This is a genomic window from Methylobacterium sp. B1 (assembly GCF_000333255.1).
Classification (GTDB): Bacteria; Pseudomonadota; Alphaproteobacteria; order Rhizobiales; family Beijerinckiaceae; genus Methylobacterium; species Methylobacterium fujisawaense.
In genome coordinates this window covers 1-24,683 of sequence record NZ_BACT01000174.1, presented here as the reverse complement: position 1 = coordinate 24,683, position 24,683 = coordinate 1, and the positions used below count along the sequence as shown (strand labels likewise).

20 protein-coding genes and 3 pseudogenes are annotated in these 24,683 nt (G+C 67.0%); 9 read left to right on the top strand and 14 right to left on the bottom strand.

Annotation, left to right across the window (positions count from 1 at the left end):
* Together I53_RS04780 and I53_RS04775 are read right to left on the bottom strand one after the other, a co-directional pair.
* Positions 1-233 (bottom strand): annotated as a pseudogene (locus tag I53_RS04780) (short-chain dehydrogenase); the annotation flags it as partial.
* A gap of 26 nt (positions 234-259) precedes the next feature.
* Positions 260-895, bottom strand: coding sequence for a DUF938 domain-containing protein (locus I53_RS04775; RefSeq protein WP_043347239.1), 636 nt, complete (start codon positions 893-895; stop codon positions 260-262).
* Positions 896-1,351: 456 nt separating this feature from the next.
* Here I53_RS04775 and I53_RS04770 point away from each other — a divergent pair, with 456 nt between their 5' ends.
* Together I53_RS04770 and I53_RS04765 are read left to right on the top strand one after the other, a co-directional pair.
* Positions 1,352-2,359, top strand: a complete 1,008-nt coding sequence (locus tag I53_RS04770; protein ID WP_043347246.1) for a formylglycine-generating enzyme family protein — start codon at positions 1,352-1,354, stop codon at positions 2,357-2,359.
* Positions 2,356-4,887: an arylsulfatase gene (locus I53_RS04765; RefSeq protein WP_083935969.1), complete on the top strand. Its 2,532-nt coding sequence runs from the start codon at positions 2,356-2,358 to the stop codon at positions 4,885-4,887. The genes I53_RS04770 and I53_RS04765 overlap by 4 nt, the downstream gene beginning before the upstream one ends.
* Positions 4,888-5,354: 467 nt before the next feature.
* Here I53_RS04765 and I53_RS04760 read toward each other — a convergent pair whose 3' ends face one another.
* From I53_RS04760 to I53_RS04720, 9 genes are all read right to left on the bottom strand, one after another.
* Entirely contained in the window at positions 5,355-6,368 is a 1,014-nt protein-coding gene (locus I53_RS04760; protein WP_043347236.1) for a transporter, read from the bottom strand.
* 400 nt (positions 6,369-6,768) lie between these two features.
* The gene (locus I53_RS04755) at positions 6,769-8,037 is read right to left on the bottom strand and encodes an MSMEG_0569 family flavin-dependent oxidoreductase (protein WP_043347233.1); all 1,269 of its coding nucleotides are present in this window, start codon (positions 8,035-8,037) and stop codon (positions 6,769-6,771) included.
* A gap of 37 nt (positions 8,038-8,074) precedes the next feature.
* Positions 8,075-8,356: an MSMEG_0570 family nitrogen starvation response protein gene (locus tag I53_RS04750; RefSeq protein WP_043347232.1), complete on the bottom strand. Its 282-nt coding sequence runs from the start codon at positions 8,354-8,356 to the stop codon at positions 8,075-8,077.
* Entirely contained in the window at positions 8,349-9,524 is a 1,176-nt protein-coding gene (locus I53_RS04745) for an MSMEG_0565 family glycosyltransferase (RefSeq protein ID WP_043347229.1), read from the bottom strand. The genes I53_RS04750 and I53_RS04745 overlap by 8 nt, the downstream gene beginning before the upstream one ends.
* Positions 9,521-10,516, bottom strand: a complete 996-nt coding sequence (locus I53_RS04740) for a sll0787 family AIR synthase-like protein (protein ID WP_043347228.1) — start codon at positions 10,514-10,516, stop codon at positions 9,521-9,523. The genes I53_RS04745 and I53_RS04740 overlap by 4 nt, the downstream gene beginning before the upstream one ends.
* Positions 10,516-11,061 carry an MSMEG_0567/Sll0786 family nitrogen starvation N-acetyltransferase gene (locus I53_RS04735; protein ID WP_043347225.1) on the bottom strand — a complete coding sequence of 182 codons (546 nt, stop codon included), beginning with the start codon at positions 11,059-11,061 and terminating at the stop codon, positions 10,516-10,518. The genes I53_RS04740 and I53_RS04735 overlap by 1 nt, the downstream gene beginning before the upstream one ends.
* On the bottom strand, positions 11,058-12,161 hold the full coding sequence (locus I53_RS04730) for an MSMEG_0568 family radical SAM protein (RefSeq protein WP_043347223.1): 1,104 nt from the start codon (positions 12,159-12,161) through the stop codon (positions 11,058-11,060). The genes I53_RS04735 and I53_RS04730 overlap by 4 nt, the downstream gene beginning before the upstream one ends.
* The gene (locus tag I53_RS04725) at positions 12,115-13,191 is read right to left on the bottom strand and encodes a Nit6803 family nitrilase (protein ID WP_043347221.1); all 1,077 of its coding nucleotides are present in this window, start codon (positions 13,189-13,191) and stop codon (positions 12,115-12,117) included. The genes I53_RS04730 and I53_RS04725 overlap by 47 nt, the downstream gene beginning before the upstream one ends.
* Before the next feature lie 82 nt (positions 13,192-13,273).
* A complete protein-coding gene (locus I53_RS04720; RefSeq protein WP_012317268.1) occupies positions 13,274-13,756 on the bottom strand; it encodes an MSMEG_0572/Sll0783 family nitrogen starvation response protein in 483 nt (160 codons plus the stop codon).
* A 356-nt stretch (positions 13,757-14,112) separates the two neighbouring features.
* Between I53_RS04720 and I53_RS04715 the strand changes: the two genes are divergently transcribed.
* Positions 14,113-15,552 carry a PLP-dependent aminotransferase family protein gene (locus I53_RS04715; RefSeq protein WP_043347220.1) on the top strand — a complete coding sequence of 480 codons (1,440 nt, stop codon included), beginning with the start codon at positions 14,113-14,115 and terminating at the stop codon, positions 15,550-15,552.
* Between the two features lie 93 nt (positions 15,553-15,645).
* A pseudogene (locus I53_RS30885) lies at positions 15,646-15,765 on the top strand (IS3 family transposase); the annotation flags it as partial.
* A gap of 28 nt (positions 15,766-15,793) precedes the next feature.
* On the opposite strand, the pseudogene I53_RS33695 reads toward I53_RS30885, so the two are convergent.
* The 3 genes and pseudogenes from I53_RS33695 to I53_RS04705 all read right to left on the bottom strand — a co-directional run.
* Positions 15,794-15,998, bottom strand: a pseudogene (locus tag I53_RS33695) (IS3 family transposase); the annotation flags it as partial.
* Between the two features lie 80 nt (positions 15,999-16,078).
* Positions 16,079-16,297, bottom strand: coding sequence for a hypothetical protein (locus tag I53_RS04710; RefSeq protein WP_106428172.1), 219 nt, complete (start codon positions 16,295-16,297; stop codon positions 16,079-16,081).
* Positions 16,294-17,391, bottom strand: coding sequence for a PAS domain-containing protein (locus I53_RS04705; RefSeq protein WP_251982219.1), 1,098 nt, complete (start codon positions 17,389-17,391; stop codon positions 16,294-16,296). The genes I53_RS04710 and I53_RS04705 overlap by 4 nt, the downstream gene beginning before the upstream one ends.
* Before the next feature lie 349 nt (positions 17,392-17,740).
* Between I53_RS04705 and I53_RS33690 the strand changes: the two genes are divergently transcribed.
* The 5 genes from I53_RS33690 to I53_RS04680 all read left to right on the top strand — a co-directional run bounded on the left by I53_RS33690 (position 17,741) and on the right by I53_RS04680 (position 24,661).
* The gene (locus I53_RS33690; RefSeq protein WP_043347217.1) at positions 17,741-17,959 is read left to right on the top strand and encodes a hypothetical protein; all 219 of its coding nucleotides are present in this window, start codon (positions 17,741-17,743) and stop codon (positions 17,957-17,959) included.
* On the top strand, positions 17,952-20,390 hold the full coding sequence (locus I53_RS04695; RefSeq protein WP_043347215.1) for an EAL domain-containing protein: 2,439 nt from the start codon (positions 17,952-17,954) through the stop codon (positions 20,388-20,390). The genes I53_RS33690 and I53_RS04695 overlap by 8 nt, the downstream gene beginning before the upstream one ends.
* Before the next feature lie 128 nt (positions 20,391-20,518).
* Positions 20,519-22,216 (top strand): methyl-accepting chemotaxis protein, encoded by a 1,698-nt coding sequence (locus tag I53_RS04690; protein WP_043347212.1) that lies wholly within the window; start codon positions 20,519-20,521, stop codon positions 22,214-22,216.
* A gap of 192 nt (positions 22,217-22,408) precedes the next feature.
* A complete protein-coding gene (locus tag I53_RS04685) occupies positions 22,409-22,675 on the top strand; it encodes a hypothetical protein (RefSeq protein WP_187294302.1) in 267 nt (88 codons plus the stop codon).
* A gap of 438 nt (positions 22,676-23,113) precedes the next feature.
* Entirely contained in the window at positions 23,114-24,661 is a 1,548-nt protein-coding gene (locus I53_RS04680) for a PAS domain-containing methyl-accepting chemotaxis protein (RefSeq protein ID WP_251982218.1), read from the top strand.
* Positions 24,662-24,683: the final 22 nt, after the last annotated feature.

The following is a 24,683-nucleotide window of genomic DNA, read 5'->3' as shown; positions in this document are numbered from 1 at the left end:
TCCTGATGAAGGATGCCGGTCGCGACGATGATCAGACCGGCTGATCCGGCCGCACCGACCTTGGCCGCGGCCGTCGCGATCGATGCCTCGTCGCCCAGGTCGATCGAGTGGGTGCGGACGCCACGCGGGACTGACGGCTGCGAGCGGGAGAGCGCGAAGATCGGCGCATAGGCCTCACTCGCGGCGAGTCGGGAGACCAGGGCTTGGCCGATGCCGCCGGAAGCGCCGATCACGACCGCGCTTGTCGAGGTCGATGAGGTCAAAGCGATGCCTCCCGGACAGGCGCAGGGGATTGGCCTGTCTTACGGAAGATCAGGCTCAGATTGTTGGCCGGCATCGCGACGCGCTCGAAAAGGTGTAGCCCCTGCGCCCCGGCGGCAGCCGCGACGGCCTCGATGTCACGCACACCCCAGGACGCGTTCCTCGCTCGCAGGCTGTCATCGAACGCTGTGTTGCTCGGCGCGGTGTGGGCACCATTCTCTCGGAACGGACCGTAGAGATAGAGAACGCCCCCCGCCGGAAGCGTTGCGCCCGCGCCGGCCATCAACCCGGTGGTGGCGTCCCAGGGCGCGATATGGATCATGTTGATCGCGACGAGCGCATCGGCCCGCGCCACCGGCCATGGCGGACGGGCCGCATCGATCGCGAGCGGCGAACGAATGTTGGCCAGGCCCGAGGCCCGCGCATGGGCGCCGATGCTGCGGCGCGCCGCTTCGTCTGGATCGCTGGGCTGCCAATCGAGCGCGGGCATCGCATTGGCGAAGTGAACGGCGTGCTCACCAGACCCGCTTGCGATCTCGAGAACGAGGCCGTCGGGCGGCATGACGCGCTTCAGGACTTCGACGATGGGTTTGGCGTTGCGCGCCACGGCCGGCGAAAACAGAGCGTCTGACATGGAGCGCCTTTAGCGCCTTTCCGTAAGGGCCGCACGGCTTACCCGAACGGCGCGCCCGTTCTCCGCCGATCACGCGCGGCACCCGAAACTGCTATCGTAACACGAGGCAGCCCGCCGGATTGGGCCGAGATCCGAACGGCGGCTTTTGGGCGCCCCAGCGGGCTAGACAGACGTCCCATATCGGCCTGTGCCGCCCCTGAACGGGCCGTCGAAAGGGGCTCTTTCGATCGGGGCTGAAGCGAAGAGTATCCGGAGATCCGGTATCTCGGCCTACGGGTGCGGACCGTGGCACGCAGGCTCAGGGAAACTTCCATCAGATCTAGCCGGATGGGACAGTGCGCTTCCGAGCCGAAACCGATCCCCTGTCCCATTCGGTCAAGCTGCCGTGCGCAGACTTGATACGTTGCTGCACGCCTTCAGCAGGCATTCTCGTTGGTCCGCGTTGAGGCGCGCGCGATGCCGAGAGCTCCCATCCTCCACCGGTTCGCCATGTCATCAGATCCCTCGCCGGACATGGTGTTTGTGCCTGGAGGGACGTTCCGGATGGGTTCGGACCGGCACTATCCGGAAGAGGCCCCGGTCCATCGAGTCTGCATAGACGGCTTCTGGATCGACCGGACGCCGGTCACCAATGCCGATTTCCGGACCTTCGTGCGCGCCACCGGCTACGTGACGATGGCCGAGCGCCGGCCCGACCCGAAGGATTACCCCGGCGCGTTGCCGCACATGCTGAAGCCCGGCTCGCTCGTGTTCAAGCCGCCCAGGGGCGCGGTCGAACTGCACGATTGGAGCGCGTGGTGGCGCTTTAGATTCGGCGTGCATTGGCGGCGGCCCTACGGGCCGGGCTCCTCGATCGCCGGCCTTGACGATCACCCGGTGGTGCACGTCGCCTACGCTGACGCTGATGCCTACGCAGCCTGGGCGGGCAAGGTCCTCCCGACCGAGGCTGAGTGGGAATACGCCGCGCGCGGCGGTCTCGACGGGGCCGAGTTCGCCTGGGGCGACAAGCTCACGCCGGGCGGCCGGCACATGGCCAATACCTGGCAAGGCGCCTTCCCGCACGAGAATCTCGCCCTGGACGGCTACGAGCGCACCTCGCCGGTGACCGCGTTCCCGCCCAACGGCTACGACCTGCACGACATGATCGGCAATGTCTGGGAGTGGACGACCGACTGGTACGCGCCAAGGCATGAGGGCGATGCGCCCAAGGCTTGCTGTATCCCGATGAATCCGCGCGGCGGATACGTGGAAGGCAGCTTCGACCCTGGTCAGCCGGAGATCAACATTCCCCGGAAGGTGATCAAGGGCGGTTCACACTTGTGCTCGCCAAACTACTGCCAACGCTACCGTCCGGCGGCGCGACATGCCGAGGCAGTCGACACTTCGACGAGCCATCTTGGCTTTCGTTGCGTCGTCAGATCCGGGCGTCGAACGCGATCGGCCTCAGCGGGAGGACTGCGATGATCAAGAAAAGCGAGCCCTCTGAGACAGCGCCGAATATTGATTTGCCGACGCCCCCCGAAGGCGCAACGTTCCGTCCAACCCGCCGTGCCCTGCTCTCCGGAACGGCCGCTCTGGCTGTGACAGGAACCGCTGTCCACGCGCAGCTCCGCGGAAGCCCAGGCGCGCCGAATGCCGTCGAGTTCCCGAACAGCCGTGTGTTGCCGACGCCAACGCCGCAATTCAGCGGCACGATCATGCCGACGGCAAAGGATAGCGTTGCCGCTTGGCCGCCCGCGGTTGCTGCCCCGGAGGGCGCGCCCAATGTACTTCTGATCCTGACCGACGACGTCGGTTTCGGCGCGCCGTCGACCTTCGGCGGCCTCATCCCGACCCCCGCGCTCGACAAGATCGCTGCGGCCGGTCTTCGATACACGGCCTTCCACACCACGGCTCTTTGCTCGCCCACGCGTGCAGCCATGCTCACGGGCCGCAACCATCACTCGGCAGGGACCGGAAATATCTCGGAAATGTCTTCGGGCTTTCCCGGATACAACTCGATTATTCCGCCGGAGAAAGCCACGGTGGCGCAGACGCTGCGTCTGAACGGTTATTCCACCGCCTGGTTCGGAAAGAACCACAATATCCCTGCGTGGGAAGCCAATCCCGTCGGCCCGTTCGGCAATTGGCCTGTCGGCATGGGCTTCGACTATTTCTTCGGGTTCGTCGGCGGCGATACGAGCCAATGGCAGCCGGGCAACCTCTTCCGCAACACAACACCGATCCATCCTTACGTCGGACGGAAGGATTGGAATCTCGGGACCGCGATGGCCGACGATGCCATCAGCCACATCAGGACGCTTGCGGCGGTCACGCCCAACCGTCCCTGGTTCATCCACTACGCGCCAGGCGGCACGCACGCGCCGCACCAGCCGCCGAAAGACTGGATCGAGACGTTCAAGGGCAAGTTCGACGCCGGTTGGGAAACGCTTGCCCGTCAGATCTTCGACAATCAGAAGACGCTGGGCGTGATTCCGGCGAACGCGCAATTGCCGCCGTGGCCGGATTTTCTGAAGCGGTGGGATAGCCTGTCGATCGACGAGAAGAGGCTCTTCACGCGGCAGGTGGAGGTCTATGCGGCCTATCTCGCCTACACCGACCACGAGATCGGTCGCGTCATCCAGGCGGTCGAAGATCTCGGACAGTTCGACAATACGCTGATCATCTACATCAGCGGCGATAACGGCAGCAGTGCCGAAGGCTCTATGAACGGCACGCCGAATGAGGTCGCCTATTTCAATCTTCAGTCATTCACGGTCGAGCAGCAGTTGCCGTTGATCGAAGCCTGGGGCAGCGACCGCACCTATAATCACATGGCCGTGCCATGGACGTTCGCATTCAATACGCCTTATCGCTGGACCAAACAGGTGGCGTCGCACTTCGGCGGCACACGCAATGGTATGGCAATCTCCTGGCCAAAGCGTATCGCCGATAAGGGCGGAATACGAATGCAGTTTCACCACGTGATCGATATCGTGCCAACGCTGCTCGAAGCGATCGGCATTCCACCTCCCACCATGGTGAACGGGATTGCACAAGCGCCGGTGGAAGGCACCAGTGTTGTGTACACCTGGGATAAGCCCAACGCGGATGCGCCGTCTCATCGCACGACCCAGTATTTCGAAATCTTCGGCAACCGCGCGATCTACCACGACGGATGGGTCGCGTGCACGACGCCCATAGCCACGCCGTGGAATCCGGGCGCCCCGGTTCCCGATGATGCGATCAACGGCTACAATTGGGAGCTGTACAATCTCGCGCAGGATCCCACAGAGTTGAACGACCTTGCGAAACAGGAGCCTGAGCGACTGCGTGTCATGCAGGAACTCTGGCTTGTGGAAGCGACCCGCTATCAAGTGCTTCCTGTAAACAATTCGGTGATCACGGGTATGATCACGCCACGACCGGGCCCGGCCGCCGGCCGCAAGCAGTTCATCTATACAGCGCCGGTCTTCGGCATTCAGGCGAATTCGGCGCCCAATATCCTCAATCGCTCATATCGAATTTCGGCCGACATCGAGGTGCCGCAGGGCGGGGCCAACGGGATGCTGATTACCCAAGGCGGCCGCTTTGCCGGCTGGGGCCTGTACCTGCGCGAGGGCAAGCCTGTGTTTACAATGAACCTTCTGGGCATGGAGCGACCGAAATGGGAAGCCGCGGTCGCGCTGTCGCCCGGTCGGCACACCCTTATCTTCGACTGGCAGATGGACGCGGACGGCGGCCCGTTCTCGCGAGGCGGGTCGGGTACGCTTTCCGTCGACGGTCAGGAAGTGGCACGGCGTTCCCTGCCGCGTACGCTGCCCTTCACCTTTGCCTGGGATGAAACCCTGGATGTCGGTCTCGATACCGGTACGCCTGTCGATGACTCTGACTATCAGGTTCCGTTCAACTTCACTGGCAAGCTGAATCGGATCATTGTCGATCTCGGGGAGTCGAGCGTGACACCTGAAGCGCTCCGTGATTTTCAATCGCAGGCGCAAAAGCGCGGATGAACGATCTGCAAGCTCTGCCTGCGGCGGCATCAAACGCGCTGCAGGCCTTCTCACAATCTGCCCGCCCTTGAAGAAGCCAATGGTGCGGCCTTGCAGGGCATGAGTCATTCCTCCCTGGAGGCGATCGGCGCAGATATAGGCCGGGCTGCGATCGGCGTTCAGGGACGTTGTCCTTCAGCGCAGTGGCCAGCGATGCACGCTGCTCCCGCGCGGGAACTCCGTAGGCTGCAGGCGTCCACGCAGCTTTGGCTTGTCGCCGGTCGTGTTCTGGCGCGGTCCGGGAGGCGCCAAGCAGACTGCATGCTTGGAGAACAAGCCGATCTGCACCGCACATCCGCGTTCACCCCATCGGCCGATGACGACGCCCGGTGTCTGACCCCTCACCGTCCCACTTGGCCAAATCGACCTCGGATGTGAGGCTAGCCCGTGTGGGCGCGTTCTTGGGCAGAGATAATCCGTAACCGACGTCAGAGCTTCGTCACGAGCGGCTTATGGTCCGCCGGCTGCTGTGCCGGAGCGACCCAGAGTGGCGCAGAGATTGTTAGATACGTTGCCGTGCCGGCGAAGCGGTTCTTGACATCGAACTCGCGGAAGAAGCGCACATTCGTCGAGACCGGGATTTCGCCCAGCTTGAAGGTGTAGCCAATCTGGGCACCGAGTGACGTGACTCGACCTTTGAACGAGCCGATCCTGTCGCCCGAACCGCTGTCGCCGGTGAGCTGGTTGTAATAGTAGCCAACGAGACCGACCGACAGTTCCTTGCTCAAGTACCTCGAAGCCGACCATTCCAGATGGAACTCCGTGCCAGTGAGGTATTGCGTCGCTGGATTGATCCAATTGAATGTGATGCCCGGCACGACCGAGAGCTCGTAGCCGAGAAGCGGATCGAGGTAAGTGAGCGCGGCGCTGAGATCGATCGCCGGGCGATTGAGCGCGATATTGGAGAGCTGGCCGTTCTCGAAACTGCCGGACGGGACGACGCCGAGGAGCGTGCCGCTCCAGTGGAAGTTGCCGGAATGCCAGCCTACGAATGAGGCGAGATAGATGTCGCCGACGGTAAAGTTGGCGTCCCGCTCGCGGCCGGCAATGATACGGTCGATGCGCGGCGAGGCGAGGACGGCCCCGGCACTGACATTGGGTGTGCCGAACGGAATAGTGATGGAAAAGCCGAGATTGCCGCCCAGGATCTCGAACGGCGTGACCCAGATCGGCGTTACGAAGTTCGCGCTCGTGTCGTTCTTGATGTTGGCGGCGACGACGCCGCCGCCCTGGAAGAGGCGGTTTCCACCGAAATTGCCGGAATAGTAGTAAGTCTCGCTCTCGAAGTAGAAGCCCGGCGGCGGTGTCACCCCCGCGAGGGGGCCGCGGTTGCCGAGAACGTAGATGCCTTGCGCATATTCCGCCGCCTGTGCATCCGGCGCAGCAACGAGCCCCGCGGCGCAGGCGATGGCCAAATAAAATATTCGCCAAGCCCTGCGCATCGCAACGCCCTCGGTATATTCGACGTTGCTGAAGCGTCTCACAAATCGAATACAGTGGCAATGGCCAAGCTAGGATTCTGGCGGCGCGCTCGTCGCCAAATTATTTATTTTCCTGGGGCGAGACGGATGCAAAATCTATCATCCCGCAGGTCGATATAAAATGATCGCCCGATGTGCGCGATTCGGCTCCGGGTGGCCGATCGGGCCAGGATGCTTCGTTTGGAGGAACACAGGCATCGACTGACGTGAACGTCTTCCCTTCGAGCCGCCTACGCGAATCCCGGCCCTGGCGATTTCAAGACGAATCTCTGGACGTGGCGCGACTAAGACTTAAAAGCCGGGATGCAGCAATGTCCGCGCGTCATCGCACCGACTGTCGGAAAGCGGATGGGGTGGATGGCTACACGGCGAATTTCAGAGCGAACCGCTCGGTACCGAGGCGCTTCTGGATGGCTTGCGCGACGAACTCGGCATCGCGGCCGACCGCGCCGAAGCGGCCCGAGCCCCAGGTGTGCAGCCATGGCAGGCCGATGAAGTAGACACCGTCCTCCTTCGTCACCCCGCGCTTGTGCTTGGGGCTTCCTGCGCCGTTGAAGACGGACGCATCGAGCCACCGGAAATCCGGCGAGAAGCCGATGCACCAGATGATCGACGTGATGCCGGAGCCCGCAAGGATAAGGCCGGTGACGGGCTCACCCGGCTCCCAAACGGGTGTGTAGGGCTGCTGAACCGGAGCTTGGATGTCGTTCTCGGCGATGTACTTGTCGATGGCCGCGTTGATGCCGTTGTACGTCCGGTCTGCCCCGTCGAGTGAGCGCTTGAGGTTGTCGCGGAAGCGCAGCGTACCGTCGTGGTAGTCGTCCAACGCGCCGTAGAGCTTCATGCCCTCGCGGGCGAAGCGGCGCAGGTCGATGTCGCGCCCGCCGTCGCGGCCTGTCACGTAGTGGTTGGTGTTGTCGCGGACGCCGTCGCGCAGCGGGTGGTTGTCGACCGTCATCTCGTAGTAGCCCATGTCGGCGAGCCACGTGACGACGTCGCGGCCCCGGTAGAACCGGGCGCAGCGCGGCGCGTCGCCGACCGCGAGATGGACCGTGCGGCCGGCGAGATGAAGGTCTTCGGCGATCTGGGCGCCGGACTGGCCCGATCCGACCACCAGAACTGCGCCCGCGGGCAGTTGCGCCGGGTTGCGGTACTGGTTCGAGTGGATCTGCGTGATCGAACCCGGCAGCTTCTCGGCCATACGCGGGATGATCGGCGTATGATATCCGCCCGACGCGACCACGACCTCGCTCGCCGTGTAGTCGCCGTCCGAGGTCCGGACCGAGAAAAGACCATCTTCGCGGCGTTCGACCCGTGTGACTGCGACACCCTCGCGGATCGGGGGGTTCACCTTGGCGACGAAGCCCTTCAGGTAGGCGACGATCTCGTCCTTCTTCATGAACCCGTGAGGATCTGGCCCATCGTAGGGGTGCCCCGGCAGGTCACACTGCCAGTTCGGCGTGACCAGGCAGAACGTGTCCCAGCGCTGCGTGGACCATGTATGCGCCGCGGATTCCTTCTCGAACACGAGGTGCTCGATGCCGCGCTGCTTCAGGTGGTAGCTGACCGAGAGACCGGCTTGGCCGCCACCGACGATGGCGACAGGGACGTGACGGGACGTGGATGTCATGGCTCTGACTCCGGGATGTTCCCAAGGACGCTCTGGTTCAAGGCTCGAAGGTCTCGACCGTGACGAGGCCGCCCGGGGCCTGCCGCTTCGCCGCAGCCTCGATCCGGGCGAGTTGGGCCATCGCCGACGAGCAGGCGAAGCCGTACTTCTCGCGCACCCGCTCGCTCGCGATGTTGAGGGCCGTGCGGGTCTTCTCGACGAAGTCGTCGAGGGCATAGCTCTCGCCTGGGGCGAGGAAGTCCTTCACGACGAGGGAGGGCGAGTAGCAGGCCTCGCGCCGGCCATCGGGCCAGCGGATGTGGAAATGCATCTCAGGCATGGATCGGCTCCCGTTCGACGCGGGCGCAGGCCGCGTAGGTCGCGAGGTGACGCTCGGCGCAGGCGCGCCAGGAGTGGGTGGCGGCCCGGGCCGACCCGGCAGCGTGCAGGCCGGCGCGGGTCATCGGGGCCAGGGCGGCCGTCATGGCGTCGGCGATGTCCCGGGGATCGCCAGGATCGACGAAGAGGGCGTCGTCGCTCCGGAGATATTCGGTGAAGGGCGGCCGGCGGGAGACGATCGCCGGAAGGCCGCAGGCCATCGCCTCCAGCACGCAGAGGCCGAAGCCCTCCGTCCAGGAGGGAAAGGCGAGAACGTCCGCCGTCCGATAGAAGGCCGGCATCTCCGCCTGAGAGACCGGCCCGGTCTCGATCACCGCCTCGCCGGGCCCGACCACAAGTCCGTGGGCGCTGAGTGCGGCGCGGCAGCGGGCGCCGTAGGACGCATGATCGAGGAGCGATGCGCCGCCCACGACCACGAGCTGCGCCTGCGGGTGGCGTCTGCGCAGGAGCGCGAAGGCCTCGATGATGCCGGCGGTGTTCTTGCGCTCCTCAAATCCGCCGACGCTCAGGACGATCGGCCCGCCACCGAGGCCCCAGCGCGCCCGTACGATCGCGTCGGCTTCGGTCGGCATCGCTCGGTAGATCGACAGGTCCACCCCGTTCCCGACGACGGGGATCTCCGTACCGAGATCGCCCGCGATCCGGTCCGCCCAGGCGCGGCTGACGCACAGCAGGCGCGTGGCCTCACCAATCGAGCGATCCTGCCAATCCGCCAGCACCGGGTCGGAGAAGCTGTCGAGGTGATGGACCGTGCGGACGAAGCCGGGGATCAAGCGGCGGTGCTTGAGCGTCGCGAGGGCATTGCCGCCGATGCCGCAATGGGCGTGAAAGACGTCGAAGTCACAGGCGGCGGGGGACGCGAAGTGGCGCAGGTAATCGTCGATCCGAGCCCGGACGAGGTCGACCGTCGTGCCGGCGACCGGCTTTGCCGCCACTGAGACCATCGGGCAGGCGGCAGGGCGAAAGAAGCCGCGCCCGGATGGATCGGGCGCGTGGACCACGGCCTCGTGCCCGAGCGCGCACAGGGCCTCGGCCAGGGCGAGGCAATGCGCGACCCCGCCCCGCGGATTGGTGGAATGCGTCAGGACGGCGATGCGCAGGGCCGTCATCGGACGGCATCCTTGTCGTCCTGGCCGCAGCCGATCAGCGGGCCGACTGCGAAGTCCCAGACCACGGCTTCCTCGCCGGAGGCATCGCGCACCCGGGCGACCCGGCTTGCATCGAGCTGACCCACCGTGGCGACCGCGATGCCCCGTTCGGCGAACCGCGCGCGCACGGCGGCCGTGCGCTCAGGGCGAACGCTCAGGAGGTAGCCGAAGCTCGGAAAGGCGGTGAGCCAGCGGGCGAGCGGTATATCCGCAGGCCGCGGGATCGCGTCGAGGTCGATGACACCGCCGACTTTCGAGCATTCCAGCAGCATCAGGGCGGTGCCGACGACGCCCGCCATGCTGATGTCCTTGGCCGCCCGGCAGAACCCGTCCTCCGCGAGGCCCGGCAGCAACGCGAGATCACCGCGCAGGCGCTCGCCCGCCGTGCCGGTCGAGGCGTCCCAGTACGGGTAGGGTTCGCGGAAGCGTCCGCGCAGGTCGATCGCCGCGACGAGGTCGTCGCCGGGCGCCGCGTCGAAGCTCGTGAGCAGACGCGGCCCGGCCCGGCCGAGCACGGCGACCGCCAGGTTGCTCGCCTGGGCGCGCGTGTTGGTGTGACCGCCGACGATCGGGACCCCGTAGAGCGTTGCAGCGGCGGACAGGCCTGCCAGGATCGGGTCCGCCGCCGCGGCATCCCGGCTCCACAGCGCGTCGACCACGGCGAGCGGCCGCCCACCCATGGCGGCGATGTCGCTGAGGTTGACCATGACGCCGCAATAGCCGGCGAAATACGGATCGGCCGCGACGAAGCTGTCGAGGAAGCCTTCGATGGCGAACAGCAGGTGGCCGTCGCCATCCGGTATGGCGGCACAATCGTCACCGACCGGCACCGCGGCGCGCCGGCTGGTCAGGCCGAGCCGCGCGACCACGGCATCGATGTCGCGCTTATGGGCGACGCCGCGCGCGTCACGGATCTGGCCGGCCAGGGCCTGGAGGTCGAAGCCCGCCGTCATCACGCGGCCTTGCGAAACGTGACGAGCCCGTGCTCCGGATCGTGCATCGGCGGGTAGGCCGCGAGGTCCGCCTGCATCAGGTGATGGGCTCGCCCGTGCAAGGCGACTTCCTCGAGGCTCGTCCAGTTCAGGGCCCGGAACAACGGGACGTTCCGGTCCTGCACATGGGCCAGGAACCGCGTGCAGCCCCGCGCATGGGCCGAGGCGACCGCGACCTGGATGAGCCCGGCGCCCAGCGCGGCGGTGCCGCGGAACGGTCCGGCGACGGCCAGGCGCGAGCCCCACCACTCGCCGGGACGCTCCGATCCGTGGTGGATGCGAACGGTGCCGACGACGGCATCGGCGTCGCCGCCGAGCGTCGAGAGGGCACAGATCGGGATGGCGTGCGCGTCGACGGCGTCCCGGTCGTCTTCGGTGAAGATGCGCTGCTCCGCGCAGAAGACTTGGCGGCGCAGCGCCGCGCAGGCGCGCCGCTCCCACGAATTCGTGGCGAACTTGATGCGGAAGTGGCTTGGCCAGTACGGCGGTACGGGTTCGAGGATCATGAGGTCGCCCCCGCGCGCTCGTAGGTGGAAAGCGCCGAGCAGGCGCCGCAGCGACCGCAGCCGGCCTTGATGTCGGTCGCGCGGAGATCTGCGCCGACCAGCATGTCCGCGAGGGGTTTGAGGATGCCGTGCATGAATTCGGGGCCGGGCGCCGGGTGGCTCTCCAGCGGCGTGCCGGAGATCGGCACGAACGGCACCACGAACGGGTAGACGCCCATCCCGATGAGGCGCTCGGCCATCTCCAGGATCGCCTCCGGCGCGTCGCCGAGGCCGGCCAGGATGTAGGTCGAGACCTGGCCCCGCCCGAAGACCGGAACGGCCGCCTCGAAGGCCGTATAGTACCGCTCCAGTGGCACGCTCGCCTTGCCGGGCATGATCCGGGCCCGGACCTCGGGCGTGACGGCCTCCAGGTGCATGCCGAGGGCGTCGATGCCCGAGGCCTTCATGCGCTCGAACCAGCGGTCGTCATCCGGCGGCTCGCATTGCGCCTGGATCGGCAGGTCGACCGCGGCTTTGACGGCGAAGGCGCTCGCGCAGAGGACGGCGGCGCCCCGGTCGGTCGCGTTCGGGGTGCCTGTGGTCATGACCATGTGCTTGACGCCGTCGAGGAGCACGGCCGCGCGGGCGACCTCGGCGAGCTGTTCGGGCGTCTTGTGCGCGACGGTGCGACCGGCGGCGAGGGACTGGCCGATGGAGCAGAACTGGCAGGTCTTCGTGCGGCTGGCGTAGCGGATACAGGTCTGGAGCACGGTGGTGGCGAGCACGTCCCGCCCGTGCAGAACGGCGATCTTCGCGTAAGGCACGCCGTCGAGGGTCGAGAGCGCGTAGAAGCGCGGCTTGCCCGGGAAGGTCGCCTGCCCGATCACCACGCCGTCATGCTCGATCGCCGAGACCCCGTTGGCGTCCGGGTGACGGACCAGGAAGGGCGAGTCGAAGGCGGCCTCGGTGTGGACCGGCACCATCACGGTGCGGCCCGCGATGGTCATGGCCTTGTGGTCCGACGGTCCGGCCCCGCCCCGACGGCTCGGCGCCCCGGCGCGGGTGTCGGCGAGCCTAACGCCGTAGGACTGCAACGCGTTGATCAGGCGCTCCGTCGGCATCCCGACCAGTCCCGCTACCACCGGCGGACACGCGGGACGGCTCGTCGGAAGCGGAGAACGGCTCATGGTCGAGGCTCCGGAAATCGGTCTGGGAATGGATCGGCTGGTGCACGAACGAGGCCGGCCGGTCGTCGTGGAGGAGGCTGAGGAGTTCGGGCCTCGCGTAGTGGCCGACCGCGTCCATCATCCGCTTGCGCTTGGTCACCAGCGCGAGGTCCATGTCGGCGACGAGGATGCCTTCGCCGGGCCCGAGGGGATCCGCGAGGTGCTTGCCCTCCGGCGAGACGATGGCGGTGCAATTGCCTCCCCGGCAGGTGCCGCGCAGGCGCTCGTCCGGGCACACCTGCGCCACCTGCGCGTCGGTGAGCCATCCGGTGGCGTTGACCACGAAGCAGGCCGCCTCCAGCGCGTGGTGGCGGATCGTCACCTCCATCTGATCGGCGAAGATCTGGCCCACGAGCGAGCCCGGGAACTGCGCCGCGTGGATTTCCTCGTGGCGAGCCATGAGGGCGTAGCGGGCGAGGGGGTTGTAGTGCTCCCAGCACGCCAGCGCGCCGACGCGGCCGACCGCCGTCTCGACCACGGTGAGCCCGGCGCCGTCGCCCTGACCCCAGATCATGCGCTCGTGGTAGGTCGGGGTGATCTTGCGGCGCTTGAGCTTCAGCGTGCCGTCCGCATCGAAAATCAGCTGCGCGTTGTAGAGCGAGCCGTGGTCGCGCTCGTTGACCCCCAGCACGATCACGGCGCCGTGGCGGCGCGCGGCGGCCGAGACGGCCTGCGTCACGGGTCCCGGCACGGCCACCGCGCGCTCGTAGAGGCGGAGGTGCTCGGCGCCCTGCAGCGCGGGCGGCAGCACGAAGGAGAAGTAGGGGTAGTAGGGCACGAAGGTCTCGGGGAAGACCATGAAGCGCGCGCCCTTCGCGGCGGCCTCATCGATGGCGTTCAGCACCCGCTCCAGGGTCCCCTCCGGCCGGTCGAGATCCGGCGCGATCTGGACGGCGGCGGCCCGCACGATCCGGTTCTCTGACATGGTTGAACCTCCGGCTGTGACGGCGGCCACGTCCCGCATGGCCGCCGGATGCGACGTCCCGGATTGGGGGCCGAGGGCCCGGTCAGACGGTCCAGGTGTCGATGATCACGGCGTTGTCGCGCTTGTGCAGGAGGATGCAGTCGAGGACGTCGAGGGGATTGATCATGCGGATGCCTTCGATGAAGGCGGCCTCGCCGTGTCCGTAGAGCGCCTGGGTCGAGAACCGGCAGGCATAGACCTTGCCGCCCTCGGCCATGAACTTCTCAAGCTGGTTGTTGAAGTTGAGGTGACCTGGAAAGGCCTCGTCGCCGAGCCTCGGGAAGCCGCGCTGGACGCCCAGCGTAATGCCCGGGCCGTAGAGAAGGATGGACGTCTCGAAGCCCTTGCGCTGCAGGCGCGTCGCCTGAAGCAGGTTGACGAGGCCGATGGAGCCCTCGAACGCGACGGTGTGGAAGGTGACAAGCGCCTTCTGGCCCGGCTCGGCTTTGACGTCCTCGAAGACCTTCTCCTCGTAATCGACCAGGACATCGCCCTTCTTGTGAGGCTCGCGGTTCACAGCAGGCATTGATCGTTCTCCTCGATGGATTGAACCGCGGCAGACTGATCTTCGAGCGGTCGCAGTCCATTCATGGCAAGCGGTGTGCCAGAGGGCTTCGATCAATGGGCCATACAAAGCGCGGGTGTTATATTCATACAATAATGCGATCAATAATCACGGCTTAGGTTCGCTGGATCTGTATCCGGGGCCTACCAGATGGGCGTGACGTGGACAAAAAATCGCCAACGCATGCGCATTCGCGGATCTGCGATTATATGGATTGTATGGAAATCACTCAGGGAATGTTCGAGGTGTGGCCGCGGTATGGCTATTGCTAGACATACAATCACGCATTGATCGCATCATGATCTGGGCCACCATGCATGACTTCGCCGGAGCGAGACGCACGACCCGACCCGCAGACGGGTGGGGTCGGACTCTGGGTGCCGGATCTGAAGCGGTGGGGTAAGCCTCGTTACCTCGCCATTGCAGAGGCGTTGGCCGACGATATCCGGACCGGGCGTCTGACGGCGGGGACGCGCCTCCCGACCCAGCGCGCACTCGCCGAGGCGCTCGACCTGAACTTCACGACGATTTCGCGCGGCTACGTCGAGGCCCACAAGCGCGGTCTGATCGAGGGGCGCGTCGGCCAGGGGACCTTCGTGATCGATCCGGCGCGTCCGCCCCGTTCGACCGGTGCGGCGGCAGCGCGTCGGATCGGGCCGGTCGACTTCACCATGAACCTGCCACCAGAGCCCGACGCGCCGGCCCTGCAAGCCCGCATGCAAGCCGCGTTCGTGGACCTGTCCGGCGATCTCACCAGCCTGCTGCGCTACCAGGGCTTCGGCGGCACCGAGGAGGATAAGGAAGCGGCTCTGCGCTGGCTGAAAGGCCGCGGAATCGTCCCGCCCCGGGAGCGTCTGCTGATCTGCCCCGGTGCGCACAGCGCCCTGTTCAGCATACTGGGTCAGGTCGCCAAGGCGGGCGATACGATCTGCGCGGAGCGGATTACCTATCCGGGCATCCGCGCGCTCGCCGCGCATTTGCGGCTGCGCCTCGTCGATCTGCCCATGGACCGATTCGGGGTCGACCCGGATGCTTTTGCCGCCGCCTGCACCAAAGTCGCACCGAAGGCCATCTACCTGAATCCGTTGCTGCAGAACCCCACCACCGCGACCCTGCCCAGGGCGCGGCGCGAGGCCATTATCGCGGTTGCGCGGCGATACGCCGTCACCATCATCGAGGACGACGCCTACGCGCGCATCTGCCCGACTCCGCCACCGAGTTTTGCGGAGCTTGCTCCGGAGATCACCTACTACGTGGCGGGTCTCGCCAAGTGCCTGGGCGCCGGACTTCGCCTCGCCTTCCTGGTCGCGCCGAGCGCCCGTTCCGCCCTGCCGCTCGGCGGCGCACTCCGCGCCGCGACCGTGATGGCCTCGCCGATCGCGACGGCCTTGGCGACGCGCTGGATCATGGATGGCACGGCGGAGTCCATCGTCCAGTTCGTTCGCGAGGAATCGGCCGCGCGCCAGCGCATCGCGGCCGCGATACTTCCAGCCGGGATCTATACTGCCGACCCGCATGCCTTCCACGTTTGGATCACGCTGCCGGAGGGCTGGACGCGCTCGGCCTTCGCCAGCCAAGGTCGGTCGGCCGGGCTCGGCGTCATCGGCAGCGACCCGTTTTGCATCGCGGGAACGCCGCCGGAGGCGGTGCGTCTCTGTCTCGGCGGCCCCTCGACCCGGCAGCAGATCACGCACGGATTGGAAGTGCTCGCCCACGCGCTCGAAGGCTCGCCGGCCCTGGCCTCCGCCTATATCTGACCCGTCCCAGCCGCGCACAGGTCGAAGTGACCTGACCGGCCGGCTTTGGGCCGGGCTGATTGAGGGGATCGGCCAGGACCGGAGGAGTCGGACATGCGGCGAGGCCAGAAGACGAGCGCGCAACAGATGGTGCTGAAGCTGCGCCAGATCGAGGTTCGGACCGTCCCAGGCAAGAGCTTGGCGCCGGCGAGCAAGGAGATGGAGAATTCCGAGCTGGGATTGCCCCCTTTTCTGTGGACGGTTAGGGGGCTTGGGAGAGCAGGGTCGCGATCGTCGGTTCTAACCCCTTTTTCTGCTCGTCGACGACGGGTGAGCGGTCGCCGAGCGCCGAGTGACGGCGCAGCGGATTGCAGAAGCCCTCGATGGAGCTGAAGACCGCCATCCGTGCCTCGGCCTGCGCGCGGAGGCGGACGGCGAGCCAGCAACTCGCATTCGAGGGTGGAGAAGCCCATCGACACGCCGAGGGCGCGGGCCATGGCGGCGACCGGGAAGTCGGCCTGGTTCGCGCTCATGAACCGGAAGACCCCTACGGCAGAACTCCGGTCTCCTTCGCAAACCAGGCCGTCGCGCGCGAGAGGATGTCGCGCTCCCCCTTCAGCTGTCGGTTCTCACGCCGCAGCCGGACGAGTTCGTCCCGCTCGGGCGCGGTCAAGCTGGGATCGGCCGTCGCCGGCTTGGCCGCGCGGCGGCCTTCGCTGCGGTCAGCCTCCGCAACCCAGTTCTGGATGGTCTGGCGCGCAGTCACGCCTCGCGGACGCCGGGCTTCTTGCCTGCCTCGAAGATGAATTCGACGCCCGCCTCTTCCAGGGCACGACGCACGGCGAGCAAAGTGTCCGAGCGCGACCGAACGGCCGAGGCTGGGTCCTCCAGCCGATTGAGTGTCGAGACCGAGACATTGGCCAACGCGGCAAGATCATCCTTAGAAAGGCCCGTGATCGCACGGGCCGCGCGGATTTGGCTCGGGATCAGGGTCTCGTCGGCGGGCGCGGTCGACACGGTTTTCTGCTGCAGTGCAGCCTCGGGCGGTGACGCCCCGTAGCGGGTACGTCCCGGAACGTTGAGGCAGACGCCGACCCATTCGCGGACAGAGCCGTCCTTGTTGAGGACCGGCGCGCCGCGGGCGTTGAACCAGCGATAGATTCCGTCCGCGCACAGGACACGATAGTCCGTGTTGTAGGGCGCCGTGTGCTCTACAGCCGTGGTCCAGGCCGCGAGCGTGCGGGAGCGGTCGTCCGGGTGGACGGCGTCGAGCCAGCCCAGACCCTGCATCTGCGCGTGGGACTGACCGGTCAGGGCCATCCACTGCGGCATCTCGCTAGGCTCACCGTTCGCCTTATTGACCCAGAAGACCGCTGCCGTCGCGGCGATCAGCGCGTTCAGGCGGTCATGCCGCTGCATGAGCGCGTTCATGGTCTCGTGCTGCGCCGTGACGTCGAACACGACGCCCATGCCCTGGCTCGGGCGCCCGTCCGCGCCCAGCATGACCTCGGCGTGGTGCAGGAGCCAGCGCTGGGTCCGGTCCGGTCGGATGATGCGGAACTCGCGACTGACCGGCTGACCGGAGCGCAGCACGGCGATCTGGTCACCGTGCGCGGCTTGATCCTCCGGATGGATCATGTCGAGCCCGAAGCCGAAGGTCATCTCGGTGGTCGGGTCGAGGCCCAGGATCCGGTAGAGGCCCGGCGATGCGTCCAGCCGCTCGGAGCGCAGGTCCGCTGACCAAAAGCCCACTTTGCCCGTGTCCTCGATCAGCTTCAGATAGTGGCGCGAGGAGAAGCCGCGCGGGGCGGCGCCGGCCTCGGTCGTCGCCTGCGGACGCATCAGTGCCCGTGTCGGCATCGCCTCACCTCGGTCGCCAACGTTCCATCTCGTGACCTGCAGCATGCCATTATCGCGGCGATCGGGACGTTAAGAAGACAGCATTCGCCCCATATTGACTGACATCCGATGGCGATTGTCAGTGCCTCGCAGTCAATCGGACTTCTAGGAAAAAGTACCCGTGTCGGAGGGCGCCGGTTTCTTTGGTCGATATCAGCTTTCGAAATTCGATTGTCCGGGGACGTGCGACGAATATGCAGCGAAATGAAACAAAAAATTCCACGCGGCCGACAGGTCGAAGGACGCGCAAAGAAATGACAGGAAATACCGCCCTTGCATCCTCGGTCGGACCCGAATTCCGTCGATCGGCTTGAGACTCTGGCAGTCCGGGACGTTCATCCTCGCGGGCGAGACGCGAAGGGGCGTCTTCTGCCTGGATGCGTCGATGTCGCTGTCGAATGCCGAACTCAAGGTGAAGTCGAGCATGCTCGACCCCGCGCGGGCGCTGACGGCTTTCGACCGTGACGGCGCGGTGATCGTCGCCGATGCCGACACTTCGACGTCCTCGGACGGGCCCGGCCATGAGTGAAATCATCCTGCCGATGGACGCCGACGATGCGGTGCACCTGCCCGACGAGGAGGCGCGCTTGCGCGAGGCGACACGCGCGACGATGCTCGCCGAGACGCTGCAGCTCGGCAGATACTCGGCGGTGACCCAGGCCGCCGTCGTGCTCGCGCTGGCCGCCATCTTCTGGGGCATCGCCTCGCACGCTTACCTATCCGGTCTCGCGGTGGCGGTGACCGCGCTCTGCGCGGCGGCCCTGATCGCCATGCGACGCTATCGCGGCCGCCTCGGCGATCGGTCGACCGCCCGCGAGGCCTTCGCGGTCCTTCACGGCCTCGCACTCGGCCGAGGGCTCGCCTGGGCGAGCATGCCGGCGATCCTGTTACCATCCGTCGACAACGCCTACCGGATCGTGGTCGGGGCCGTCTGCGCCGCCCTGATCTCGCACGCCTACGTCGCGGGCCCGATCTTCTCCCTGGCGCTCCTCGCCGTGGCGCCGGTCGTGGCCGGCATGTTCGTCGGGCTCGCCGGTTGCGAGAGCCCGATCGGCCAGTATGTCGCGGTCCTGCTGTCGATGTACGCGGCCTTCGTGTTCGTGAGCGCGCGTCGGATGTGTCGGCACTCGTACCAGCGCATCCGCGACCGCGTCATGGTGCAGGCGCAGAGCGAGACCATCGGGTTCCTGCTCAAGGACTTCGCCGAGGGCACGAGTGACTGGCTTTGGGAAACCGACACGGTCGGGCAGCTCCGGCAGGCCCGCGGCGCCATCGCCGCCCTGCTCGGCGTCGAGGCCGCCGGGCTGCGCCACCGGACGCTGCCTGCGCTTCTGCAGGCGTTCGCCGACCCGGACGGCGACGGCGCGGACGTCCAGGCGGTCGCCGCGGCGATCGCGGCGCGCGCACCCTTCCGCGACAGAACCGTCCGGCTCCGGACCGCGAACGGCACGCGCTGGATCACGCTCAACGGCAAGCCCGTCCTCGACGCGCAAGGGGCGTTCGCGGGCTATCGCGGCGTGGGGTCGGACGCCACCGAGAGTCGGGAGGCGCAAGCCCGCATCGCCTTCCTGGCGGGTCACGACAGCCTGACGGGACTGCCGAACCGCAGCGGCTTCCAGGACACGCTGGAAACGCTCTGCCGCGAGGTCGGCACGGCCGGGAGCCCGAGCGCGCTGTTCTATCTCGACCTCGACGGCTTCAAGGCCGTCAACGACAGCCGCGGCCACCTCGTCGGCGACCGACTGCTGCGAGAGGTCACGGCGCGCCTGCTCGCCATCGGCGACCCCCACGGCCTGTTCCGCCTCGGCGGCGACGAGTTCGCGATGATCGTCCGGGACCTCGGTCGGCCCGCGGCCGAGTCCCTCGCCGCGCGCGTGGTGGCCGACCTGCGCCGCCCGTTCCAGATCGACGAAGCCCGGCTGGAGGTCGGCGTCAGCGTCGGCATCGCCTACGTGCCGGACGACGCCATCGAGCCGGCCGCCCTGCTCATGCGCGCCGACTTGGCCCTCTACGCCGCCAAGGCCGGCGGCAAGGGCTGCTGGCGGACCTTCGACCCGTCGCTGGAGGAGCGGGTCGTCCGCCAACGGCAGTTCGACTTGGACATGCGCGCGGCCCTGGCGGCGGACGCGATGGAGCTGCACTACCAGCCCCTGGTGGACATGAAGACCGGGCGCGTCGCCGGTTTCGAGGCGCTGCTGCGGTGGAACAAGCCCGGACACGGCTGGGTCTCGCCGGGGGAGATCATCCCCATCGCCGAGGCGACCGGGTTCATCGTCGAGATCGGCCGCTGGGCGCTGCGCCGCGCCTGCACCGACGCCCGTGCCTGGCCCGACCTGAAGATCGCGGTGAACATATCCTCCATCCACGTGCGCATGCCGGGCTTCCACGCGGAGGTCGCGGCCATTCTCCGCGAGACCGGCCTCGCGCCGGAGCGGCTGGAGATCGAGATCACCGAGTCGGTGCTGCTCGACCACGGTCCGGAGGTTCTGGAGAACCTTAAGCGCCTGCGCGCGACGGGCGTCCGCATCGCGCTGGACGACTTCGGCACCGGCTATTCGAGCTTGAGCTACCTGACCGAATTCCCGTTCGACAAGGTGAAGGTCGACCGCTCCTTCGTGCGCGACCTGCAGGGCCGGCCCGAGAAGGTCGCCGTGGTCGAGGCCATCGCCCGGATGGCGCGGGCCCTGTCGATGAGCGTCACGGTGGAGGGCGTGGAGACCCGCCAGCAACTGGACGTCCTCCGGGACAAGCGCTGCGACATCGCGCAGGGCTTCCTCTACAGCCCGGCGCGCCCGGTCCACGAGGTCGCGGCGCTCATCGCGCGGATCGAGGGGACGCCGCCGCCTGCAGGCGACGGCGACCCGGATGGGAGTCCGGCCACGCAGGCGCCCGCGCCGACCCTCGAGAGGAGCCCGACCTCCGTCGCGCGGCCGGTCCTGTCGATGGCCCGCGCCTCGTGACCTCCGTCGACGCCCAAATGAGAGAAAACGTCGCTTATGGCGCTGAGAATGCCTCCAGAGCGCGGCCGCCAGCAAGGCGGCTTTAATTGCGGCCATGCCAAAAATTGAAAACAGTGGATCAGCAGTACATGTCGCGCCTTTCCGATGTCAGGATTGTTACAAAGGTCACGATCCCGCTGCTGCTGGTGGCCGCCGTCGCGGCCGGCCTTGTGTATCGCGCGCACGGAGTCTTCGACGAACTGAGTGAGAAGACCCGGCACATCGTCGACGTTCAGTCCAGTCGACTTGAGAACATCCTGAATGTCCGCACGAACGTTCTCGAGGCGACGGTTCAGAGTCGCAATATCCTCATCGAGGACCGGCCGCCGGAGATAGCCACGTACCGATCACGCTACGACGAGGCCGTGAGACACGCCTTCGTGGCCGTCGACAGGCTGATCGCTCTGTCCGATTCGCCTGAGCGGCGGGCGATCAATCAAAAGCTGCACGAGACCGTCGAAGCCTATTTCCACATCGTCGGGCGCGCGAACGCGGCGGCCCTCGACGGGGACGCTGAGACCGCGCGGAGAATCCTGCTCTCCGAAGGTCTCGCCGCCCGCACCAAGGTCCGCGACCTCGTCCAGCCGCGCATCGATAATCTGACGGCCGAGCTCGCCCAGGCGAAGGCCGAGGCCCAGACGAGCGCGGAGCGAGCGACGACCGTCCTCGTCACCGCTGCGGTCGCCGGGCTGCTCGCGGCATTGGCCATCGCGTTTGCCATCGTCCATTTCGGACTGACGCGGCCTCTGGCGCGCCTGGTCGCCGTCCTGCAGCGCATGGCCGAGGGCGACATCGACGCCGCCATCCAGGAAGCCCACCGTCGCGACGAGGTCGGCCAAGTCGGCAAGGCGGTCAAGGGCATCAGGGCCATGGTCGCGCGGAAGGCCGTCGCAGAGGCTGAGACGAAGCGCGGCGCCGACGCGACGGCCGCCGCCGACCGACGCCGCATCCTGATGGACCTCGCGAACGGCTTCGAGCGGACCGTCGGCGGCATCGTCGGGATGGTCTCGGGCTCCGCGACGGAGTTGCAGGTCACCGCCGCGACGATGACGGCGACCGCGACGGAGACGGCCACGCAATCCACGGCCGTGGCGGCGGCCGCCGAGCAGGCAGCATCGAACGTCGGTACCGTTGCGGCGGCCTCCGAGGAACTGGGCAGCTCCGTTCAGGAGATCGGCCGTCAGGTGCAGGGATCGGCATCCCTCGCGCAGGCCGCGGTCGGCGAGGCCGACCGGACGGCGCGGCTCGTCGAGGACCTCACGGCGGCAGTTGCGAGGATCGGCGACGTCGTCGCGATGATCTCGGCCATCGCCGGCCAGACCAACCTCCTGGCGCTGAACGCGACCATCGAGGCGGCGCGGGCCGGCGAGTCCGGCAAGGGCTTCGCGGTCGTCGCCGCCGAGGTCAAGGAACTCGCGTCGCAGACGGCCCGGGCGACGGACGAGATCGGTGGCCATATCGGCCGCATCCAGGGTGTGACGGGCGAGGCGGTCTCGGCCATCGGCGCGATCACGGGGCGCATCCGCGAGATCAACACGGTGGCGGCCAGCATCGCCGCCGCCGTCGAGCAGCAGGGCGCGGCGACCCAGGAGATCGTGCGCAACGTCGCCCAGGCGGCGACCGGCACCGCGGAGGTGACCAGCAGTATCGCCGGAGTCGCCCTGGCCTCGGAGGCCACCGGCGCCGCGGCGACCCAGGTGCTGGCGTCCTCCGGCGAACTATCGCGACACGCCGAGCAACTCGCATCGGAGATGACGCGCTTCCTCACCACCGTGCGCGCGGCCTGAGGCGGTCCCGATGGAGTGCCGCACCGCCAGCGCCCCGGGGCTCGGGACCGATCCCACGCTTCGGCCGGATCGCCGGGGAGAGGCCCCGGCGGGGCACCGGCGCGGCGGGCCGCACCGGGTCGGGCAGGCGTGATCGCCATGGCCGACATCATCCCTCTCGGCATCATCCCGGGCGCCGAGGGCGCCCGCGCCATGCTGCTCGACCTGCGCCGTCGCCTCGATTCCGGCGAGGACATCGGTCCCCGGATCGCGCAGATCCGTCAGGCCGCGGCGTCGATGCGGGCTCTGGCCGGTGGCCTCCGGCGGGTCCTCCAAGCCCCGGATGAGAGGCTGTCCGCCGAGCCGGAGTTTCTGGTCGCGGCCTGGAAAGTCCTTGCCATGGCCGAGTGCAACGTCGCGAAGGTCGAGGAATTGCTTCGGCTCGCGGACGAAGAGGATTCGGAACAGGCTTCGCGATAGCCGTCGTGCCAACCTCGCCAATGCGGGGCCGGCGATCCGGATCACGGCCCTGTCCAAGACTGAGCGAGTTCCGCACACCGAGGACGTGCCCGCGCGATCCAAGGCGCGGTGCGCGATCGGTAAGACCGCGCTCCATCTCACGCGCGAAGCAAGCCGTCGCCAGGCCTGCCACTGCACGCAGCAGCTCTCGATGCGCGCGCTCGGACCGGTCCTGGGGATCTGACGACCGCTGTTCGCTCGTCGGCAGGCGCCCAGACTCGGGGACGAGGGTCGATCTGACAGGAAATCGGTCATGATGCGACCGAGCTCTGTTTCACGCTCCACATATGCGTTCGAAATGAAACCTCGTGCCGCACGTTACGGGTCGAATTCAGCGATGCGACTAAGGACGACTTATGGTTTTGAGTTCACGATACGGTGTCCAATGAGAGTTGCACCATGTTCCGTAAGTCCGCCTATAATGAAACCCAGGCCACCATCGATGCGCTGACGCGCTCATTGGCCATCATCGAGTTCGGCATGGATGGCACCATCTTGCGCGCCAACCCGAATTTCCTGGCCGTCGTGGGCTATGATCTGGATTCCTTGCAGGGAAAGCATCACCGGATCCTGGTCACCGACGAGATGGCCGGCAGTTCGGAGTATGACGAATTCTGGTCGAGGCTTCGGGCCGGCGAGTTCGCGTCCGGCGAATTTCCCCGCCGCGCGCGGTCCGGCGCGAGGGTCTGGCTCGAAGCCACCTACAACCCGATCCTGGGCGCCGACGGCATGCCGTTCAAGGTCATCAAGTTCGCCAGCGACATCACGGCCAAGAAGAGCGAGACCAACAGGCTGCTGCGCATGATCGACGAGATGCCGGTCGCGGTCATGACCGCAGACCCGAAGAACGACTTCAAGATCAATTACATCAACAATACCTCGCGCAAGACCCTGGAGGCCATTGAGCGGTATCTGCCGATCAAGGTCTCCGACATGATGGGCAAGTCCTTCGACGTTTTTCACAAGAACCCGCATCATCAGCGAAACATGCTCGCCGACGCGCGCCGATTGCCGCACCGCACCAGGATCAAGGTCGGACCCGAGACCCTCGACCTGCAAGTCTCCGCCATCACCGACGCGGACGGAGCCTATGTCGGGCCGATGTTGACTTGGTCGGTCATCACCGCACAACTCGCCATGGCCGAAGACGTCGCCGGCGTCGTCGAGGCACTCGGAACCGCGATCGGCGAGATGAAGGAATCGGCGGAGGGCTTGAACCGCTCGGCGGACGCGGCGAGCGAGCGCGCGAACTCCGTAGCGGCCGGATCCGAGGAGATGACCAGCTCGATCCACGAGATCTCGGGCCAGGTCGGGCGGGTCTCCGAGCGCACCCAGCAGATCGCCAACCAGGCGACGGCGACGGATGCGACGGTGCGCAACCTCGCTGCCAATGCCGGCGAGGTCGATGCAGTGGTCGGAATGATCAAGTCGATCGCCGACCAGACCAACCTCCTCGCGCTCAACGCCACGATCGAGGCGGCGCGCGCAGGCGCGGCCGGGCGCGGCTTCGCGGTGGTGGCCACGGAGGTCAAGGAGCTCGCCGGCCAGACGGCCCGGGCGACCGGCGAGATCACCCACAAGGTCCACGCTATCCAGAAAGCAACCGGCGAGGCCGTGACGGCGATCCGCCTGATCACCGACGAGGTGGCCGAGCTCTCGAAACTCACGCTGGCCATGGCGAGCGCCGTCGAGGAGCAAGCCGCCTCGACCCAGGAGATGTCGTCCAACATCACCGGTGTCTCGGCCGCGGCCGGAGAGACGGGACAGCTCGCCGAGATGGTCCGGCGGATCTCCGACCAGCTCCAGGCGCATTCCGCCGGCCTCGGTGCCAGCATGGAGAAGTACCTCAAGGCGGGTTTGATGAAGACATCAGGAGGNCCGTCCAGCGANCCGCTCAGGCTCTCCCAGGGGCGGCCTGNNAGCGACGCTGCTCCATCGACCCATTGAAAGCGCCGGCGTGAGCCTGCTT

Excerpts from the sequence above, each read along its gene's own strand:
- I53_RS04775 (WP_043347239.1), bottom strand. The coding sequence starts at position 895 with ATGTCAGACGCTCTGTTTTCGCCGGCCGTGGCGCGCAACGCCAAACCC.
- I53_RS04770 (WP_043347246.1), top strand. The coding sequence starts at position 1,352 with ATGCCGAGAGCTCCCATCCTCCACCGGTTCGCCATGTCATCAGATCCC.
- I53_RS04765 (WP_083935969.1), top strand. The coding sequence starts at position 2,356 with ATGATCAAGAAAAGCGAGCCCTCTGAGACAGCGCCGAATATTGATTTG.
- I53_RS04760 (WP_043347236.1), bottom strand. The coding sequence starts at position 6,368 with ATGCGCAGGGCTTGGCGAATATTTTATTTGGCCATCGCCTGCGCCGCG.
- I53_RS04755 (WP_043347233.1), bottom strand. The coding sequence starts at position 8,037 with ATGACATCCACGTCCCGTCACGTCCCTGTCGCCATCGTCGGTGGCGGC.
- I53_RS04750 (WP_043347232.1), bottom strand. The coding sequence starts at position 8,356 with ATGCCTGAGATGCATTTCCACATCCGCTGGCCCGATGGCCGGCGCGAG.
- I53_RS04745 (WP_043347229.1), bottom strand. The coding sequence starts at position 9,524 with ATGACGGCCCTGCGCATCGCCGTCCTGACGCATTCCACCAATCCGCGG.
- I53_RS04740 (WP_043347228.1), bottom strand. The coding sequence starts at position 10,516 with ATGACGGCGGGCTTCGACCTCCAGGCCCTGGCCGGCCAGATCCGTGAC.
- I53_RS04735 (WP_043347225.1), bottom strand. The coding sequence starts at position 11,061 with ATGATCCTCGAACCCGTACCGCCGTACTGGCCAAGCCACTTCCGCATC.
- I53_RS04730 (WP_043347223.1), bottom strand. The coding sequence starts at position 12,161 with ATGCCGACGGAGCGCCTGATCAACGCGTTGCAGTCCTACGGCGTTAGG.
- I53_RS04725 (WP_043347221.1), bottom strand. The coding sequence starts at position 13,191 with ATGTCAGAGAACCGGATCGTGCGGGCCGCCGCCGTCCAGATCGCGCCG.
- I53_RS04720 (WP_012317268.1), bottom strand. The coding sequence starts at position 13,756 with ATGCCTGCTGTGAACCGCGAGCCTCACAAGAAGGGCGATGTCCTGGTC.
- I53_RS04715 (WP_043347220.1), top strand. The coding sequence starts at position 14,113 with ATGACTTCGCCGGAGCGAGACGCACGACCCGACCCGCAGACGGGTGGG.
- I53_RS04705 (WP_251982219.1), bottom strand. The coding sequence starts at position 17,391 with ATGCCGACACGGGCACTGATGCGTCCGCAGGCGACGACCGAGGCCGGC.
- I53_RS04695 (WP_043347215.1), top strand. The coding sequence starts at position 17,952 with ATGAGTGAAATCATCCTGCCGATGGACGCCGACGATGCGGTGCACCTG.
- I53_RS04690 (WP_043347212.1), top strand. The coding sequence starts at position 20,519 with ATGTCGCGCCTTTCCGATGTCAGGATTGTTACAAAGGTCACGATCCCG.
- I53_RS04685 (WP_187294302.1), top strand. The coding sequence starts at position 22,409 with ATGCTGCTCGACCTGCGCCGTCGCCTCGATTCCGGCGAGGACATCGGT.